Genomic DNA, 15,302 nt, shown 5'->3' on the forward strand with positions numbered 1-15,302 from the left:
GTGATCGGCCCCAGGGACGCCCCGTACGGCTTCGTGCCGCCCCTCGTCGGAGACCGGCAGCGGTCCGGCGACGGGAACGGGGGCACCCGGTCCCGCGAACGGCGCCGGACCCGGCTCTGAGGGACGGTCGGCATCGGCGGGCGGGAGCGCGAACGGCGTCCTGGGCCCGGCCTCGGCCGCCGCAGCGCGCTCCTGCGCGGCGGCGAGCGCACGCCGACGGCGCCCGCTCGGCTGTGCCTCGGGCACGGCCTCGGCGGAGGCCACGGCCGGCAGCGCGCGAGCGAGCGCGGGAGCCGACGGAGCCCCCGAGGGCTCGACGGGGACACCCTGCGGGGGCACGGCGGCGCCGAGCGCGGCCCGTCCCTGCGCGCCCTCGGCGGCTGTCACGACGGAGCCCTCGGCGGGCCGGCCGCGGCGGCGACCGGTCGGCTCGACGGCGGCGGCGCCGGGGGCGCCCTGGAGCGAACCGGTGGCCGTAACGGCCTGTTCCACGCCCGAGTTCTGCTGGGCCGGGATCAGTTCGGCGGGCCCGCCGGCGGCCTCTCCCGTTCCCGTACGGGCACGGCGACGCCCACTGGGCCCGGCACCGCCCTCAGGGGCGACCGAGCTCTCCAGGAAGGCGTCCGTGGAGGCGCGCCGGGCGCGCCGCCGTCCCCCGCCGGGGGCCTCCGACGGGTCGGCGGAGAGCGCGAGAGGAGCGGAAGCGGAAGCAGTGGCCGCAGTGGAAGCAGCTGAAGGGTCGTGGGAAGCGGAGGAACCGGAGGGAGCCGAGACGGGCGCGGAAGCCTGCGCGGGCAGCGCGAGCGCCTCCCGGCCACCACCGACCTGTCCGCCGACGGGTCCACCGACCTGTCCGCCGACGGGTCCACTGTCCGGCCTGCCGAGCTGTCCACCGGCCGACCCGCCGACCTGTCCACCTGCCGGACCGCCGACGTGACCGCCGGCCGGTCCGAGTGCGGGCGCGCCGCCCATTCCGCTCGTCGTCCCCTCACGGCCCGTCTCCGTCGCGGGGACCGTGCCCCGCCCCGTACCGAGCGGGACTTCGAGGACGTACGCGCCGCCGCTCGTCCCCGGCACCTCGTGGGTCTGCACGACACCGCCGTGCGCCGCCACGATGCCGCGTACGACCGGCCCGTGGACCGGGTCGCCGCCCGCGTACGGGCCGCGGACCTCGATCCGTACGACGTCACCGCGCTGTGCGGCCGCGACGACGATCGTGGAGTCGGCAGGCCCGGAGCCCTGGGCGGTGGCGCGGTTCTTGCCGGTCGCGTCGACGCCGGCGACGTCCGCGACGAGGTGCGCGAGCGCGGTCGCGAGCCGGGTCGCGTCGACCTCGGCCTCGATGGGCGGCGCGTGCACGGCGAACTGGGCGCGGCCGGGCCCGATCAGGTCGACCGCCCCGTCGATGCCCGCCGTCACGACCCCGTCGAGGAGTGCGACGCGCTTGTCCAGTGCTTCCTCGCCCGCGTCCAGGCGCTGGTAGCCCAGGACGTTGTCGACGAGCGCCGTCATGCGGGCGTACCCGGCGGCGAGGTGGTGCAGGACCTGGTTGGCCTCGGGCCAGAGCTGTCCGGCGTCGTCCGCGGCGAGGGCGCCCAGCTGGGTGCGCAGCTCCTGGAGGGGGCCGCGCAGGGACTCCGCGAGGACGGCCGTGAGCTGGTCGTGCCGGGCGGCGAGGGAGGCGTACCGCTCCTGCTGCGCCTCCCGGTCGGCGGCGTTCCGCTCGGCGCGGTCGGCGAGTTCGGCGGCGTTCCGCTCGGTGAGCTCCTTGAGCTCGGCGGCGTGTTCCTCGACGAGCTGCTCGTACGGCCTGCGGTCGGTGAAGGTCATGACGGCGCCGACGAGCTGGTCGCCGTCGCGGACCGGGGCGGTCGTCAGGTCGACCGGCACACGGTCGCCCTTCTTCGCCCACAGGACCTGTCCGCGGACGCGGTGCTTGCGGCCGGACTTGAGGGTGTCGGCGAGCGGCGATTCCTCGTACGGGAAGGGCTCGCCGTCGGGGCGCTTGGCGAGGATCAGCGGGTGCAGCTCCTGGCCGCCGAGTTCCCCGGCGCGGTAGCCGAGGATCTGGGCGGCGGCCGGGTTGACGAGGACGACGCGGCCGTCGGTGTCCGTGCCGACGACGCCCTCGGCCGCGGCGCGCAGGATCATCTCGGTCTGCCGCTGCGAGCGGGCGAGTTCGGCCTCGGTGTCGAGGGTGCCGGTGAGGTCCCGGACGACCAGCATGAGCAGCTCGTCGCCGGTGTAGCCGCCGTACGAGTCGTAGGCCTCGCGGCCGTCCTCCAGGCTGGCGCTGGTCACCTCGACGGCGAACTCGCTGCCGTCGGTGCGGCGGGCGATCATCCGGGTCGGCTTGGTGCGGCCGCGCTCGTCGGTGCCCTCGGGGCGGCGCATGGAGCCGGGGATGAGCCGGGAGTCGAAGCCGGGCAGGAGATCGAGCAGGCCGCGTCCGACGAGTGCGGTGCCCGGGGTCTCGAACATGCCGAGGGCGATGGTGTTGGCGTTGACGACCGTGCCGTTGCAGTTGACGAGCACGAGGCCGTCGGGGAGGGCGTCGAGTATGGCTGCGAGGCGAGCAGCGCCCCGGGATGGCCTGCTGCTCACGACGACGTTCCTCCCTGACGCACTGCAACGTGCATGCCCTATCGGCCGGCCGACCCCATCTTGCCCCTCGGGCCGCACCCTGTCACGGAAGGGAGTCTAAGGGAGCCTCCGGGGGTGACCCCGGTCTCATCCCGGTCTCCCCCGGTGTCATCCCGTCCCATCCTGTCTCATCCCCGGACAAGAGGAAGGACCGGCTCCAGATTCTCCCAGCGGTCGATCTCACAGCCGTTGGCGCGGGAGAAACGGGCGTCGACCGTGCGGCCCTGCCAGGTGCCGGTGATGTGGGCGAGGGCTGGGCCGCCGTACACCTGCGTGCAGAACTGATCCGCGGGCACGGGTTCGAACGGGTTCCCGCCCTCCTTCGCGAGCTGCCCGAGGCGCTCGCAGGCGTTCTCGCGCGCCGGGTGGTTTCCGCCGGCGCGCGCGCCGTCCTCGCACCTCAGCTCGAAAGTGCCGTCGGCGTCCGGATGCCCGCTCTCGGAGACGGTCACGGTGAGGTGCTCGGGCGGCGAGAGCAGGGGAAGCGGCGGGAGCGGACCGAGCCCCGCGGTGCCGGCGGCGGCGGTGGCGAGGGACGCGAGGACGAGGCGGCGCAGCATGCGGATCTCCAGGAGCGGGGGAGCGGCGGTGTACGACGGGCGTGGGCGCACGACGTGCCCCCGCCCCGTCTAACGCTCCGGGCGCCGGGGCGTTGCGCAAGCGGGGTGCGCCGGGCGGGCGTGGGTACGACGGAGAGGCGGCTGCCGGGCAGTCCGGTGGCTTCGGAGGGCGCCACGTCGGGGTCGCTGGGCTTTGCCCTGGACCCCGGAGGGCTAGTACGGTGAGAATCGATTGGTGACAGCCGGTTCGCCTGTGTCATCATCTGCACGCACCACCCGCGTATGCGCGAGGTGCATGGAGGCGTCGCCTAGTCCGGTCTATGGCGCCGCACTGCTAATGCGGTTTGGGTCTTAAAGCCCATCGAGGGTTCAAATCCCTCCGCCTCCGCCCCTACCGAAGCCCCGGCCCCACAGGCCGGGGCTTCGGCCGTTTCCGGCCCACGGCGCGCCGCCCCGACCACCCCCGCCATCCGGCCGCACGCGCAGCCCGTGCGACGTTTCCGCAGGTCACAAGGGGTGAGGCCAATGGATTTCACATGGCGGCGGCAGTCATGTAATGTTCTGTCTGTCGCCGCGAGCGGGTCGAAAGACCGGAGAGCGGAGGCAAGACAAAAGAACAAGCACTCGTAGCTTAACGGATAGAGCATCTGACTACGGATCAGAAGGTTGCAGGTTCGAATCCTGCCGAGTGCACACAGGTAAGAGGCCCGGACGAGAGTCCGGGCCTCTTGCGTTTTCGGGGCGTACAGCAGCGAAGTACAGCGACCGCCCCAGAAGCAGTCCGGTCCTACCTCGCGGGTAGCGTGTCCGCTCATGTCGCGTCGGGGTGGGGGGCAAGGCGACGCGTCCGATCGGGAGGGGCTGTATGAGGTTCGAAGCCGGGGTGGCGGGTCTGACCGCTGTCGTGATGGCGGGCTTGGCGGGGTGCGGGACCCAGGCTGACGCGGGCCCGGAGGGTGCGAAGCGAGTGGCGTCGGCCAGCACCGCTCCGGTGGGCCCCGCTCAGCCGGGTACGGCTTCGGCGAGCACGGCTCCGGTGAGGGAGAACGTGCGCCTCCCCTCTGCGGAGCTGCAAGGCCGATGGTGGACATGGGCAGCCTCCGAGCCCGAAGCGACCAACCCTGTCGCCGACATGGACGGGGGCGCGTGCGGACGCAATCAACCGCACGACGTGTGGTTCCTGGCCGGAACCTTTGGCGGCCAGGTCGAGCGCGCGTGCGAGGTTCCCGGCGGGCGTCCGATCGCTGCGCCTGTCGTCAACACCTTCGGAGACCCTCAGAACTGCGTGGCCTTCATGAGCGGCGCGCAGGGGACCGTGCTCCTCGACGGCAAGGTGGTCGAGCCGGAGACGTACGCGGGCGACTCGATCACGGTGCAAGGTGCTCAAGGCAACCCGCTCACCGGGGAGGAAGGGCGCTTCACGGCGACAGGGTGCGGCCTGTGGGTGCAGCTGCCGCCCCTCGCTTCCGGGCAGCATTCCCTGAAGATCCGTGGACGGTCGGGCGACTTCTCGACCGGTGTGGACTACGTGTTGACCGTCGCCGCCACGTCGGCCTAGTCGAGCCGCGTGCAGAGGGGACCCCGGGATGTGCCTCGGGGTCTCTCGTCCTACAGCGGTGACGGCTCGCACCACCGCTGTACGCGGAAGCAGGCCACCAGCGCGCTGCCGTCTTCGGTGAGGTAGAGCTCGCGGGGGAGCTGCACCGCTCGTTCCAGCCCGAGAGGTTCGACTCCGCGCGTTCGCGCGCGCTGAAGGCGGCGGGAGAAGACCCCGGCATGCCGCTCCGAGGGATGCGTCGTGTCCGACGCGGTGTAGGTGGCGCCGCTGCGGAGCGCGGCAAAGGCGGCCGCGGACGCCTCCTCGCCACCGGCCAACAGCTTCTCCAGCACGTTCCGTTCCAAGGTCACCCCTGCGTCGCCGGGTCGACCCCGAAGAGGGCGGCGGCCTCCACCGCCTGCTCGACGTCACAGGCCTCCTGTTCGTCGGCCGGGGCGGCCCACAGGGGTATCAGGCGTGACGCGGTGGGCGAGGGGTCCATGCGCAGGTAGTGACAGGAGCCGTTGATGCGCAGGGCGAGGACGTACACGCCACCGCCGCCGGCCGTACCGGAGACCGCGCTCACCGTGTCCCCGGCGCCCACCAGACGCCTGCCCTTCAGGAAGCCCACGGCGCCCTGCGGGGTGTGCGGGTATCCCGCGGTCGCCAGCTGCCGGTAGGCGAACGCGCCGGTGGGCTGCCGCGCGAGCAGCACGCCCATCTGCGCCGCGAGGCTGCCGGGCTTGCCGTCGGTCCGTGAGGCCGGACACGCCATGGCGGACTGCTTCACGCTGTGTGTGCCGATGCCGAAGGTGTAGCGGTAGCAGCGGACCGGATAGGCGTCCGCGGCGACGGTCTCCGTGCCCGGTGGTACCAACCCCAGCATCACCTCTGCCGTGTGGACCTTGCCGGCGGCCTGGTTCCGCTCCGTGTCGGTGCTGAGCAGCACTCCGCCGTGTGTCTCGACCTGGGCGACGAGCGTGCCCTCGGTGAACTGCCCTCCGTAGGGCCGGCCCCCCGAGTAGAAGCCCGCGTTCAGATCTCCGCGCAGGTCCTCGGCGATCCCGGCGGCCTGGGCGTCGACCGCGGATGTGTCCGGAGCGGTGGTCCTCTGGGTGAGCAGGGTGCCGGCCACTCCCGTGGCCCCGGCCACGAGTGCGGTCACCGCGAACAGCAGGACCCGCGACCCGGCGCCGCGCTCCCGCCGCTGTCCGGAACCGGTCCGCCGGTCCTGTCGGTCTTCGGCCACTGGCGCCGTCATGTCTTTCCCCCTGTCGGCAGGACGTCTCCGGATGCTCCCGGGCCGCCGATGCGCGCAGCCCTTCGCCGCGCGCCGTCGTGGCGCCCGATCCTACGGATCATCAGAAGACCGCGGGCTGCCTGGGGACCTCGCCCCGCAGCCGCTCCAAACCTTTCGATGACGAGGGGGGTGAGGGTTAGGGTCGGATGATCGTTCTTTTCTCTTCGAATGTGGGGGTTGGGGCATGGCGCTCTTCGGGAACGCGCACGCGATTGATCCGGCGCAGGCGCAGCAGGACTACGCGCGGCTGCTCGGGCAGGGGGAGCAGGTGCACGCCGCGTACCTGCTGATCCGCGACACCATCTTCTTCACCGACCGGCGGCTCGTGCTGGTCGACAAGCAGGGCATCACCGGCAAGAAGGTCGAGTACCACTCGATCCCGTACAAGAGCATCACGCACTTCGCGGTCGAGACCGCCGGCACCTTCGACCTGGACGCCGAGCTGAAGATCTGGATCTCGGGCAGCCAGCTGCCGGTCCAGAAGACCTTCACCAAGGGTGTCGACATCTACGAGGTGCAGGCGATCCTCACGCAGTTCGTCGCCCGCTAGGCCCTGTCGTCGGCGGCGGACGCCTTCTTGGGTGTGGGGGAGGGATTTCCGGGGGTATACCCGGGAATCTCTCCCCTTTTGGGTGAACCTGTCTTATTTGCATGTCAGTTGAATATGCCTTCGTCCTAGCTTGCGAGGCGGAGGTGATGATCGATGGACGCGATCGACATCGATGACTTGGTGTACGCCGCCACCGGCGCGCCCCTGCGGAGGCTGACCGCGTACGACGGGACCCACTGGTTCCCCGTCGTGGACGTGGCGAAGCGGCTGGGGTACGGAGGGACCCGGGAGGCGTTGCGGACGGTGGCGCTGCCCGGGACGTGCCTGGCGCCCGCACGGGAGCTCGCCGGGGGCGAGGAGTTCTCCGGCCGGTGCGGGATCAGGGCGACGACGCGGATGGTGAGCCTGCAGGGGCTCGTCCAGCTCGTCGGGGCCTGCCGGAGACCGGAGGCCGGGCCGTTCCGGGCGTGGACGGCCGAGGTCATAGCGGCGGTCCAGCGGTACGGGGGGTACGGGCTCGAACCCTCCCCCGCGCACAGCGGGTTCGTACTGCCGCCGGAGCTCGTCGACGTCCTCGTACGGCTCGACGGGCAGTTCGACGAGCGGGCCGTCGCGTACGCCGAGCACACCGAGTACGCGGAGCTGCTCCGCGAGACCCGGCAGAGCCTCTCAAGGGTCGCCGACTCCCTTGAACGGCTCTCCGTGCCCCGCCAGCGCGCCGGCGCCGCCGTCGCGCTCACCCCGCAGCAGCTCGTCGAGTCCTGGGCCATCACCGGGGACGTCCGCACGGTCGCGAGCTGCCTCGCCCCCGCCCTGGTCCGCGGTGGGGTCCGCTACCGGGCCCAGGACGTCACCCGGCGCACCGGTCTCTCCGGCGAGCGCGTCCGGGACTGCGTGCGTCTCCTGATCGAGCGCGGGTGCATGCGGGAGGTCGGCGGGCCCGACGCCGACGGGGCGCGGTTCTACGTCCTGCCCTGAGCCGGCACGACGACGATCTGGTACGCGTCCGTGTAGACGACCCGGCCGGGGTCCGCCGACTCCAGGCGGACGCAGGGCACCCCGTGGTCGCGCAGGATGCGCAGGTACGGGGCGACCCGGGCCAGTGCGTCGGTGGCCGTCGGGCGGAACCAGGCGGCCGCACCCGGGTTCAGTTCGGGGTCGTAGACCGTCGGGTCGACGGTGGCCGGGTCGGGGAAGTGGGCGTCGTACCAGTCGTTCGAGGAGCGCCAGATCGCCCACTTCTCGGGGGACAGCCTGCCCTCTCGGGCCAGCAGGTTGGTCAGGCCGAAGACCCCGGGGTGGTTGCCCCGAGGTCCCGGGGCCGGGGACTGGAAGCGGATGTGGCGGAGACTGGACATCCGGGGAGCATAGGGAGGCGCGGGCGTGGAGTGGCGGTGTCGGGGGATCACCTGGGGCGGAGGCGTGCCCGGGCTGCGGTGGCGGGGCGGGAGGGTCAGCGCCCTCGCGTACGGGCAGGCGCTCGCCTTCCGGGCCGTGGGGGAGCGGCGGTGCCCGGGGGCCCGGGGGAATCCCTGCCCGCTGGAGGCCGTCGTGCCCGGCCGGGCCACCGGAGGGCGGTGCGCGGAGTGCGCGCGGCTCGACCGGGCCCATTCCGTCGCCGCCGACACCTTCCTCGACGATCCTCAGCCGTACCGGGTGTACCTGGCCTGGTTCGGGCCGGGGATGACCAAGGTCGGGATCACCGCGGAGGCCCGGGGCGAGGCCAGGCTGCTCGAACAGGGCGCCGTCACGTTCAGCTGGCTCGGGCGGGGGCCGCTGATGGCCGCCCGGCGGACCGAGGAGGTGCTGCGGCAGGCGCTCGGGGTTCCCGACCGGGTGGCGTACGAGCGGAAGCGCGCCGCCCGGCACACCCTGCCGCCTGCCCCGGACCGTGCTCTGGAGGTCCGGGAGCTGTACATGCGGGCGCGGGAGGTCGGGGGCTGGACGGAGACCCTGGAGCCGCTGGAGTTCGCCGTGCGCGACCACGTCACGGCCTTCGGTCTCGACGGGCTGCCGCCGTTCGCGGGCACGGTCACCGAGCTGGTCGACGGGGGTGTCGTCAGCGGGCGGCTGCTCGCCGCGGCCGGGCCCGATCTGCACCTGCTCGACCCCGGCGGGCGCTGTCTCGCCCTCGACACCCGGCTGATGGGTGGGTGGGTGCTCCGGGGCGCCGGGGACGGGGACGCCTTCTCCGTGCCGGTGTCGGAAGCGGTGTCCGCCGTCGACCCGAGCAGCCAGGGGGAGCTCTTCTGAGGGCCTGCGGGCCTTGGGTAAAGTCTTGGATCCCTTTGCCCGGGCGCCGTGGACATCCCCGCCCCGGCCCGGCGAGGGTGATCACATGACCCCCAAGCTGGTGGCGGACATCGAACCGCCCTACTACACCGCTGTCTTCACTTCGATCCGGGCCGACGCCCCCGAGGGCTACGCCGAGACGGCCGCCCGGATGGACGAACTCGCCAGGGAGATGCCCGGCTTCCTCGGCCACGAGTCCGCCCGTACTCCCGGCGGCATCGGCATCACCGTCGCCTACTTCCGTGACCTGGAGTCGCTCGACGCCTGGCGTGTGCACGCCGAGCACCGGGCCGCCAAGGCGCACGGGCGGGAGCACTGGTACGACAGCTACAGCGTCCACATCGGCAAGGTCGAGCGGAGTTACAGCTTTGAGCGTGAGTAGCGGGAACGGCGCGAGCGGCGGGAGTGATCTGAGCGGCGAGGCCCGCGAGAGCGACGGCATTCGGGCGCTCGTCGAGCGGCTCGGGATTCCCGGGCTCGTCGACGTGCACACCCACTTCATGCCGCAGAACGTCCTCGACAAGGTCTGGGCCTACTTCGACGCCGTCGGCCCCCTGACCGGCATGGAGTGGCCCATCACCTACCGCGAGGAGGAGGAGCGCCGGCTCGCCCTCCTGCGGGGCTTCGGGGCGGTCGCGTTCACCGCGATGCTCTATCCGCACAAGCCCGGCATGGCCGCCTGGCTGAACTCCTGGGCCGCCGACTTCGCCTCCCGCACCCCCGACTGTCTGCACACCGCGACCTTCTTCCCCGAGCCGGGCGTCGACAGGTACGTCCGTGAGGCGCTCGACGCGGGGGCCCGGATCTTCAAGGTGCACCTCCAGGTCGGCGGCTTCGACCCGACCGACCCGCGGCTGGACGGGGCGTGGGGAGCACTCGCCGACTCCGGTACCCCCGTGGTGGTGCACTGCGGCTCCGGGCCCACCCCGGGCAGGTTCACCGGACCCGGGCCCATGGGGCGGCTGCTCGCCCGTCACCCCGGGCTTCGCGTGATCGTCGCCCATATGGGGATGCCCGAGTACGGCGACTTCCTCGACCTCGTCCAGCGGTACGAGGGCGTCCACCTCGACACCACCATGGCCTTCACCGACTTCAGCGAGCGGCTCGCGCCCTTCCCCCGGGCGGAGCTCAAGCGGCTCGTGGACGTCGGCGACCGGATCCTCCTCGGCTCGGACTTCCCGAACATCCCGTATCCGTACGTCCACCAGCTCCACGCCCTCGAACGCCTCGGGCTGGGGGACGACTGGCTCCGCGGGGTCCTGTACGAGAACGGCGCCGCGTTGTTTCACGTGAAACCCTGAGGGCCGGGCCGCCCCTTTCTCAGGGAATTCACAGGAAAGGGCAAGGGGCCTCTCAGCGGCGGCCGACAGCGTGGGTTCCATGACCGTCACCACACGCCGTACCGGCACCCGCGCCGACATGCTCCGTGCCGACGGAACCGCCGTCCGTGTTCTCGTCGTCGACGACGAGGCCTCGCTCGCCGAGCTGCTCTCCATGGCCCTGCGTTACGAGGGCTGGCAGGTGCGCAGTGCCGGGGACGGGGCCGCCGCCCTGCGTTCCGCACGCGAGTTCCGGCCCGACGCCGTCATCCTCGACATCATGCTGCCCGACGTCGACGGGCTGAGTCTGCTCGGCCGGATCCGGCGTGAACTGCCCGACGTGCCGGTGCTGTTCCTGACGGCGAAGGACGCCGTCGAGGACCGGATCGCCGGACTCACGGCCGGCGGCGACGACTACGTCACCAAGCCGTTCAGCCTGGAGGAGGTCGTGGCCCGGTTGCGCGGGCTCATCCGCAGGTCGGGGGCGGCTCTCGCGCGCAGCGAGTCACTGCTCGTCGTCGGAGACCTCACCCTCGACGAGGACAGCCACGAGGTCACCCGGGGCGGGGTCTCCATCCATCTCACGGCGACCGAGTTCGAGCTGCTGCGCTATCTGATGCGCAATCCGCGGCGGGTGCTCAGCAAGGCGCAGATCCTCGACCGGGTCTGGTCGTACGACTTCGGCGGCCAGGCCAATGTCGTCGAGCTCTACATCTCCTACCTGCGCCGGAAGATCGACGCGGGGCGCGCCCCGATGATCCACACCCGGCGCGGGGCCGGCTATCTCATCAAGCCGGGGGAGTAGCGGCTCGTGTTCGGAGGTGCACGGCAGCGGCCACGGCCTCCGTGGGCACGGGGGCCGTGGTCGCTGCGGACCCGTCTCGTCGTCTCGGCGGTCGCGCTGATCGCGGTCGTCGCGGCCGTCATCGGCACGGTCACGACGATCGCGTTCCGCTCGTATCTGTACGACCAGGCGGACAAGGAGGTCCGGGCCGTCTCGAACCGGGCCGCCGGCCCGCCGCCCGGGATGGCCGTCGGGCCCGCGCCGGACCGGGGCGGGAAGGACCCGCTCGGGTTCGTCGTGGGTCCCAGCACTCCGACCGGCACCCTGGGCGCGGAACTCACGGAGGGCGTGGTGACCTCGGCCGGGTACTCGGCGGAGGACGAGGACGGTGGGGGGTACGGGTGGGACTTCCGGATCAAGACGCTCGACGAGGCCCAGCGGGCCGCCCTGGAGGCCGTCCCGCGCGACGGTGACCCGCACACCGTCGAACTGCCCGGTGGCCTCGGTTCGTACCGGATCGAGTACGCCTCCGGGAGCAACGGCACCTTCCTCACCGGCATCCCGCTGGCCTCCGTCGACAAGGCCCTCTCCACCCTGATCCTCGTCGAGCTGAGCGTCACCGGCGCCGGGCTCTTCGCCGCCTCGCTCGCCGGCACCGTGCTCGTCCGAGTCGCCCTGCGGCCGCTGCGCCGGGTCGCCGCGACCGCCGGCCAGGTCGCCCAGCTCCCCCTGCACAGCGGAGAGGTGGCGCTCCACCAGCGGGTCCCCGGCGCGGAGGCCGATCCGCGTACCGAGGTGGGCCAGGTCGGCGCCGCCCTCAACCGGATGCTCGACCACGTCCACTCGGCGCTCGACGCCCGCCAGCAGAGCGAGACCCGCGTCCGGCAGTTCGTCGCCGACGCCAGCCACGAGCTCCGCACACCGCTCGCCTCGATCCGGGGATACGCGGAGCTGACCCGGCGCGGCCGTGAGGAGTGCGGGCCCGACACCCGGCACGCCCTCGGCCGCATCGAGTCCGAGGCGACCCGTATGACGGGCCTCGTGGAGGACCTGCTGCTGCTCGCCCGGCTCGACGCCGGACGCCCCCTCTCGTACGAGCCCACCGATCTCGTCCCGCTGGTCGTGGACGCCGTGAGCGACGCCCGCGCCGCCGGGCCCGACCACCGCTGGTGCCTCGAACTGCCCGAGGACGGCGGCGGTCCCGTACGGGCGGACGGCGCCCGGCTCCAGCAGGTCCTCGTCAACCTCCTCGCCAACGCCCGTACGCACACCCCGCCCGGGACCGAGGTCACCGCGCGGGTCCGTACGGAGCCCGGCGCGGTGGTCGTCCGGATCGAGGACGACGGGCCCGGCATCCCGGCCGCGCTCCTGCCCGCCGTCTTCGAGCGGTTCGCGCGCGGCGACGCCTCCCGCTCCCGCAACGCCGGATCCACCGGACTCGGGCTCGCCATCGTCCGGGCCGTCGTGTGCGCGCACGGGGGCGACGTGGGCGTCGAGAGCGCCCCGGGCCGGACCGTCTTCACCGTCCGGCTGCCCGCCGCGTCCCCGGCGGAAGCCCACTCACAGGCAGGCCACAGGCTCATCACACAGCCGTGACAGCGGCCCCGGCGAGTGTCGGTGGCATGCGAACCCCAACGATCGCGGGGCCCGATTCCGGGGCCCTCCCCGCCCGGGAACACCTGCCGGTGAACATCGCGGGACGGCCCGTCCTGGACGTGGTGATTCCCGTCTACAACGAGGAGAAGGACCTGGAGCCGTGTGTCCGCCGGCTCCACGAACACCTCCTCCGGACCTTCCCGTACGGCTTCCGCATCACCGTCGCCGACAACGCCTCCACCGACACCACCCCCGAGGTCGCCGCCGGCCTCGCCGCCGAGGTGCCCGAGGTGCGCTCGGTACGGCTGGAGCAGAAGGGGCGCGGCCGGGCGCTGCGGACGGTGTGGTCGGGCTCGGACGCGCCCGTCCTCGCCTATATGGACGTGGACCTGTCCACCGATCTGAACGCCCTGCTCCCGCTGGTCGCGCCGCTCATCTCAGGCCACTCCGACCTGGCGATCGGCTCCCGGCTCGCCCGCTCCTCGCGCGTGGTGCGCGGTCCGAAGCGGGAGTTCATCTCACGCGCGTACAACCTGATCCTGCGCGGCTCGCTCGCCGCCCGGTTCTCCGACGCGCAGTGCGGGTTCAAGGCGATCCGGCGCGATGTCGCCGAGCGGCTGCTTCCGATGGTGGAGGACACCGGCTGGTTCTTCGACACCGAGCTGCTGGTCCTCGCCGAGCGGGCCGGGCTGCGCATCCACGAGGTGCCCGTCGACTGGGTCGACGACCCCGACTCGACCGTGCACATCGTGAGCACGGCCACCGACGACCTGAAGGGCGTCTGGCGGGTGGGCCGCGCCCTCGCGACGGGTTCGCTGCCGCTCGACAGGCTGGCCAGGCCCTTCGGGGACGACCCCCGGGACCGTGAACTCACCGGTGTGCCGGGCGGACTCGCCCGGCAGCTGGTCGGCTTCTGCGTGGTCGGGGCCCTGTCGACGCTCTTCTACATCGTCCTGTACTCGCTCTTCCGGCTCGGCGTCGGCCCGCAGATCGCCAACGCCGCCGCGCTCCTCGTCTCCGCCGTCGCCAACACGGCGGCCAACCGGCGGCTCACGTTCGGGGTACGGGGCCGGGACCGGGCCGTCCGCCACCAGGCGCAGGGGCTCGTGGTCTTCGCCATCGGCCTGGCCCTGACCAGCGGTTCGCTCGCCGCCCTCGGCGCGGCGACCGGTGATCCGGCGCACTCCACCGAACTCGCCGTCCTGATCGTCGCCAATCTGGCCGCGACCGTCCTGCGCTTCCTCCTCTTCCGGCTCTGGGTCTTCCCCGAGCGGTCCACCTCACGGAACGACCCAAGGAACGACCGATGACTTCGACCTCCCCGGCCGCGCCGGCCGGCGCGGCCCATGCCGTACCGTCCCTCGGTGGCCCTCTCACCCGGCTGTGGCGCGGCCGCGCCGAGGACGCCCGCTGGGTCCGGCCCGCGTTCCTCGGCCTGCTCGCCGTCACCGCCGCGCTCTACCTGTGGAACCTGAGCGCCTCCGGCTACGCCAACTCCTTCTACTCCGCCGCCGTCCAGGCGGGCGGCGAGAGCTGGAAGGCCTTCTTCTTCGGTTCGCTCGACGCGGCCAACGCCATCACCGTCGACAAGCCGCCGGCCGCCCTCTGGCCGATGGCCCTCTCCGTCCGCCTCTTCGGCCTCGGCTCCTGGCAGATCCTCGTGCCCGAGGTCCTCATGGGCGTGGCGACCGTCGCCGTGCTCTACGCGGCCGTACGGCGCCGGTTCGGCGCGGGCGCCGGCCTGATCGCGGGTGTCGTCCTGGCGCTCACACCCGTGGCGGCACTGATGTTCCGCTTCAACAACCCGGACGCGCTGCTCGCCCTGCTCATGACGGTGGCCGTGTACTGCGTGCTGCGTTCCCTCGAACAGGAACGGGGTGCGGCGAGGTGGCTCGTGTGGGCCGGGGTGGCGTTCGGGTTCGCGTTCCTCGCGAAGACCCTCCAGGCCTTCCTGATCCTGCCGCCGCTCGCGCTCGTCCACGGGGTGTGCGCGCCGGGCGGGATCGGGCGCCGGATCGGCCGTCTCGCCCTCGCGGGGCTCGCGATGCTGGTGTCGGCGGGCTGGTGGGTGGCCCTGGTCGAGCTGTGGCCGGCGTCCTCCCGGCCGTACGTCGGAGGCTCGCAGAACAACAGCTTCCTGGAGCTGACCTTCGGCTACAACGGCCTCGGCCGCATCAACGGCAACGAGACCGGCAGCGTCGGCGGCGGGGGAGGGGGCGGTGGCACGGGAGGCGGCCGTTGGGGTGAGACCGGTGTCCTCCGGATGTTCAACGACTCCGTCGGCGGCCAGATCTCCTGGCTGCTGCCGGCCGCGCTGATCCTGCTCGTCGCGGGGCTCGTCGTCACCCGGCGGGCGCCCAGGACGGACACGGCACGCTCGGCGTTCCTGGTGTGGGGCGGGGCGCTGCTGATCACGCCGGCCGTGTTCAGCTTCATGGCCGGCATCTTCCACGAGTACTACACGGTGGCCCTGGCCCCGTACCTCGCGGCGCTCGTCGGCATGGGCGCGGCCGTGCTCTGGGAGGAGCGCACCCGGCTGCCCGCCTCGGCGGCCCTCGCCGCGACGGTGGCGGTGACCGCCTGGTGGGGCTGGACCCTGCTCGGGCGGACGCCGGACTGGCTGCCGTGGCTGCGCTGGACGGTCCTGGTCGCGGGGGCGGTGGCCGCGTTGGGGCTGCTGTTCGCGGGCCGGGTGGACCGGCGGCTCGGCCTCGGGGTCGC

Annotated in this window: 15 protein-coding genes and 2 tRNA genes; 12 read left to right on the forward strand and 5 right to left on the reverse strand. The window is 72.8% G+C overall.

The window, feature by feature from the left end; all coding sequences use genetic code 11:
* A partial coding sequence (locus AOK00_RS31470) for a PAS domain-containing protein (protein ID WP_159041887.1) occupies positions 1 to 2,604 on the reverse strand: 2,604 nt, incomplete at its 3' end.
* 167 nt (positions 2,605 to 2,771) lie between these two features.
* On the reverse strand, positions 2,772 to 3,254 hold the full coding sequence (locus AOK00_RS31475; RefSeq protein WP_437441458.1) for an SSI family serine proteinase inhibitor: 483 nt from the start codon (positions 3,252 to 3,254) through the stop codon (positions 2,772 to 2,774).
* Positions 3,255 to 3,500: 246 nt separating this feature from the next.
* Here AOK00_RS31475 and AOK00_RS31480 point away from each other — a divergent pair.
* The 3 genes from AOK00_RS31480 (at position 3,501) to AOK00_RS31490 (ending at position 4,761) form a co-directional block, all read left to right on the forward strand.
* A tRNA-Ser gene (locus tag AOK00_RS31480) sits at positions 3,501 to 3,591 on the forward strand.
* A 232-nt stretch (positions 3,592 to 3,823) separates the two neighbouring features.
* Positions 3,824 to 3,896 (forward strand) — tRNA-Arg (locus AOK00_RS31485).
* 343 nt (positions 3,897 to 4,239) lie between these two features.
* Entirely contained in the window at positions 4,240 to 4,761 is a 522-nt protein-coding gene (locus AOK00_RS31490; protein WP_254047580.1) for a signal protein, read from the forward strand.
* Positions 4,762 to 4,811: 50 nt separating this feature from the next.
* On the opposite strand, the gene AOK00_RS31495 is transcribed toward AOK00_RS31490, so the two are convergent.
* On the reverse strand, positions 4,812 to 5,093 hold the full coding sequence (locus AOK00_RS31495) for a hypothetical protein (RefSeq protein ID WP_254047581.1): 282 nt from the start codon (positions 5,091 to 5,093) through the stop codon (positions 4,812 to 4,814).
* A 14-nt stretch (positions 5,094 to 5,107) separates the two neighbouring features.
* The gene (locus AOK00_RS31500) at positions 5,108 to 6,001 is read right to left on the reverse strand and encodes a hypothetical protein (protein WP_159041888.1); all 894 of its coding nucleotides are present in this window, start codon (positions 5,999 to 6,001) and stop codon (positions 5,108 to 5,110) included.
* Between the two features lie 223 nt (positions 6,002 to 6,224).
* Between AOK00_RS31500 and AOK00_RS31505 the strand changes: the two genes are divergently transcribed.
* Positions 6,225 to 6,590, forward strand: a complete 366-nt coding sequence (locus AOK00_RS31505; RefSeq protein WP_030318096.1) for a PH domain-containing protein — start codon at positions 6,225 to 6,227, stop codon at positions 6,588 to 6,590.
* A 153-nt stretch (positions 6,591 to 6,743) separates the two neighbouring features.
* Positions 6,744 to 7,568 carry a BRO family protein gene (locus tag AOK00_RS31510; protein WP_055603598.1) on the forward strand — a complete coding sequence of 275 codons (825 nt, stop codon included), beginning with the start codon at positions 6,744 to 6,746 and terminating at the stop codon, positions 7,566 to 7,568.
* Here the strand turns inward: AOK00_RS31510 and AOK00_RS31515 are convergent.
* Positions 7,553 to 7,948 carry a hypothetical protein gene (locus AOK00_RS31515; RefSeq protein ID WP_055603599.1) on the reverse strand — a complete coding sequence of 132 codons (396 nt, stop codon included), beginning with the start codon at positions 7,946 to 7,948 and terminating at the stop codon, positions 7,553 to 7,555. The two genes, AOK00_RS31510 and AOK00_RS31515, sit on opposite strands and share 16 nt — an antisense overlap.
* A gap of 25 nt (positions 7,949 to 7,973) precedes the next feature.
* Here AOK00_RS31515 and AOK00_RS31520 point away from each other — a divergent pair, with 25 nt between their 5' ends.
* The 7 genes from AOK00_RS31520 to AOK00_RS31550 all read left to right on the forward strand — a co-directional run.
* Positions 7,974 to 8,843, forward strand: coding sequence for a DUF2797 domain-containing protein (locus AOK00_RS31520; RefSeq protein ID WP_055603600.1), 870 nt, complete (start codon positions 7,974 to 7,976; stop codon positions 8,841 to 8,843).
* Positions 8,844 to 8,928: 85 nt separating this feature from the next.
* Positions 8,929 to 9,264, forward strand: a complete 336-nt coding sequence (locus AOK00_RS31525) for an antibiotic biosynthesis monooxygenase family protein (protein ID WP_055603601.1) — start codon at positions 8,929 to 8,931, stop codon at positions 9,262 to 9,264.
* 28 nt (positions 9,265 to 9,292) lie between these two features.
* Positions 9,293 to 10,183, forward strand: coding sequence for an amidohydrolase family protein (locus AOK00_RS31530; RefSeq protein WP_055603606.1), 891 nt, complete (start codon positions 9,293 to 9,295; stop codon positions 10,181 to 10,183).
* A gap of 79 nt (positions 10,184 to 10,262) precedes the next feature.
* On the forward strand, positions 10,263 to 11,006 hold the full coding sequence (locus tag AOK00_RS31535) for a response regulator transcription factor (RefSeq protein WP_055603607.1): 744 nt from the start codon (positions 10,263 to 10,265) through the stop codon (positions 11,004 to 11,006).
* 6 nt (positions 11,007 to 11,012) lie between these two features.
* A complete protein-coding gene (locus tag AOK00_RS31540; protein ID WP_055603602.1) occupies positions 11,013 to 12,581 on the forward strand; it encodes a sensor histidine kinase in 1,569 nt (522 codons plus the stop codon).
* Between the two features lie 26 nt (positions 12,582 to 12,607).
* The gene (locus AOK00_RS31545) at positions 12,608 to 13,891 is read left to right on the forward strand and encodes a bifunctional glycosyltransferase family 2/GtrA family protein (RefSeq protein WP_055603603.1); all 1,284 of its coding nucleotides are present in this window, start codon (positions 12,608 to 12,610) and stop codon (positions 13,889 to 13,891) included.
* Positions 13,888 to 15,302 (forward strand): ArnT family glycosyltransferase (locus AOK00_RS31550; protein WP_159041889.1); only part of this gene is annotated, 1,415 nt, incomplete at its 3' end. The genes AOK00_RS31545 and AOK00_RS31550, both read left to right, overlap by 4 nt.

It is taken from the genome of Streptomyces aureus (assembly GCF_001418135.1).
GTDB classification, from domain to species: Bacteria; Actinomycetota; Actinomycetes; order Streptomycetales; family Streptomycetaceae; genus Streptomyces; species Streptomyces aureus_A.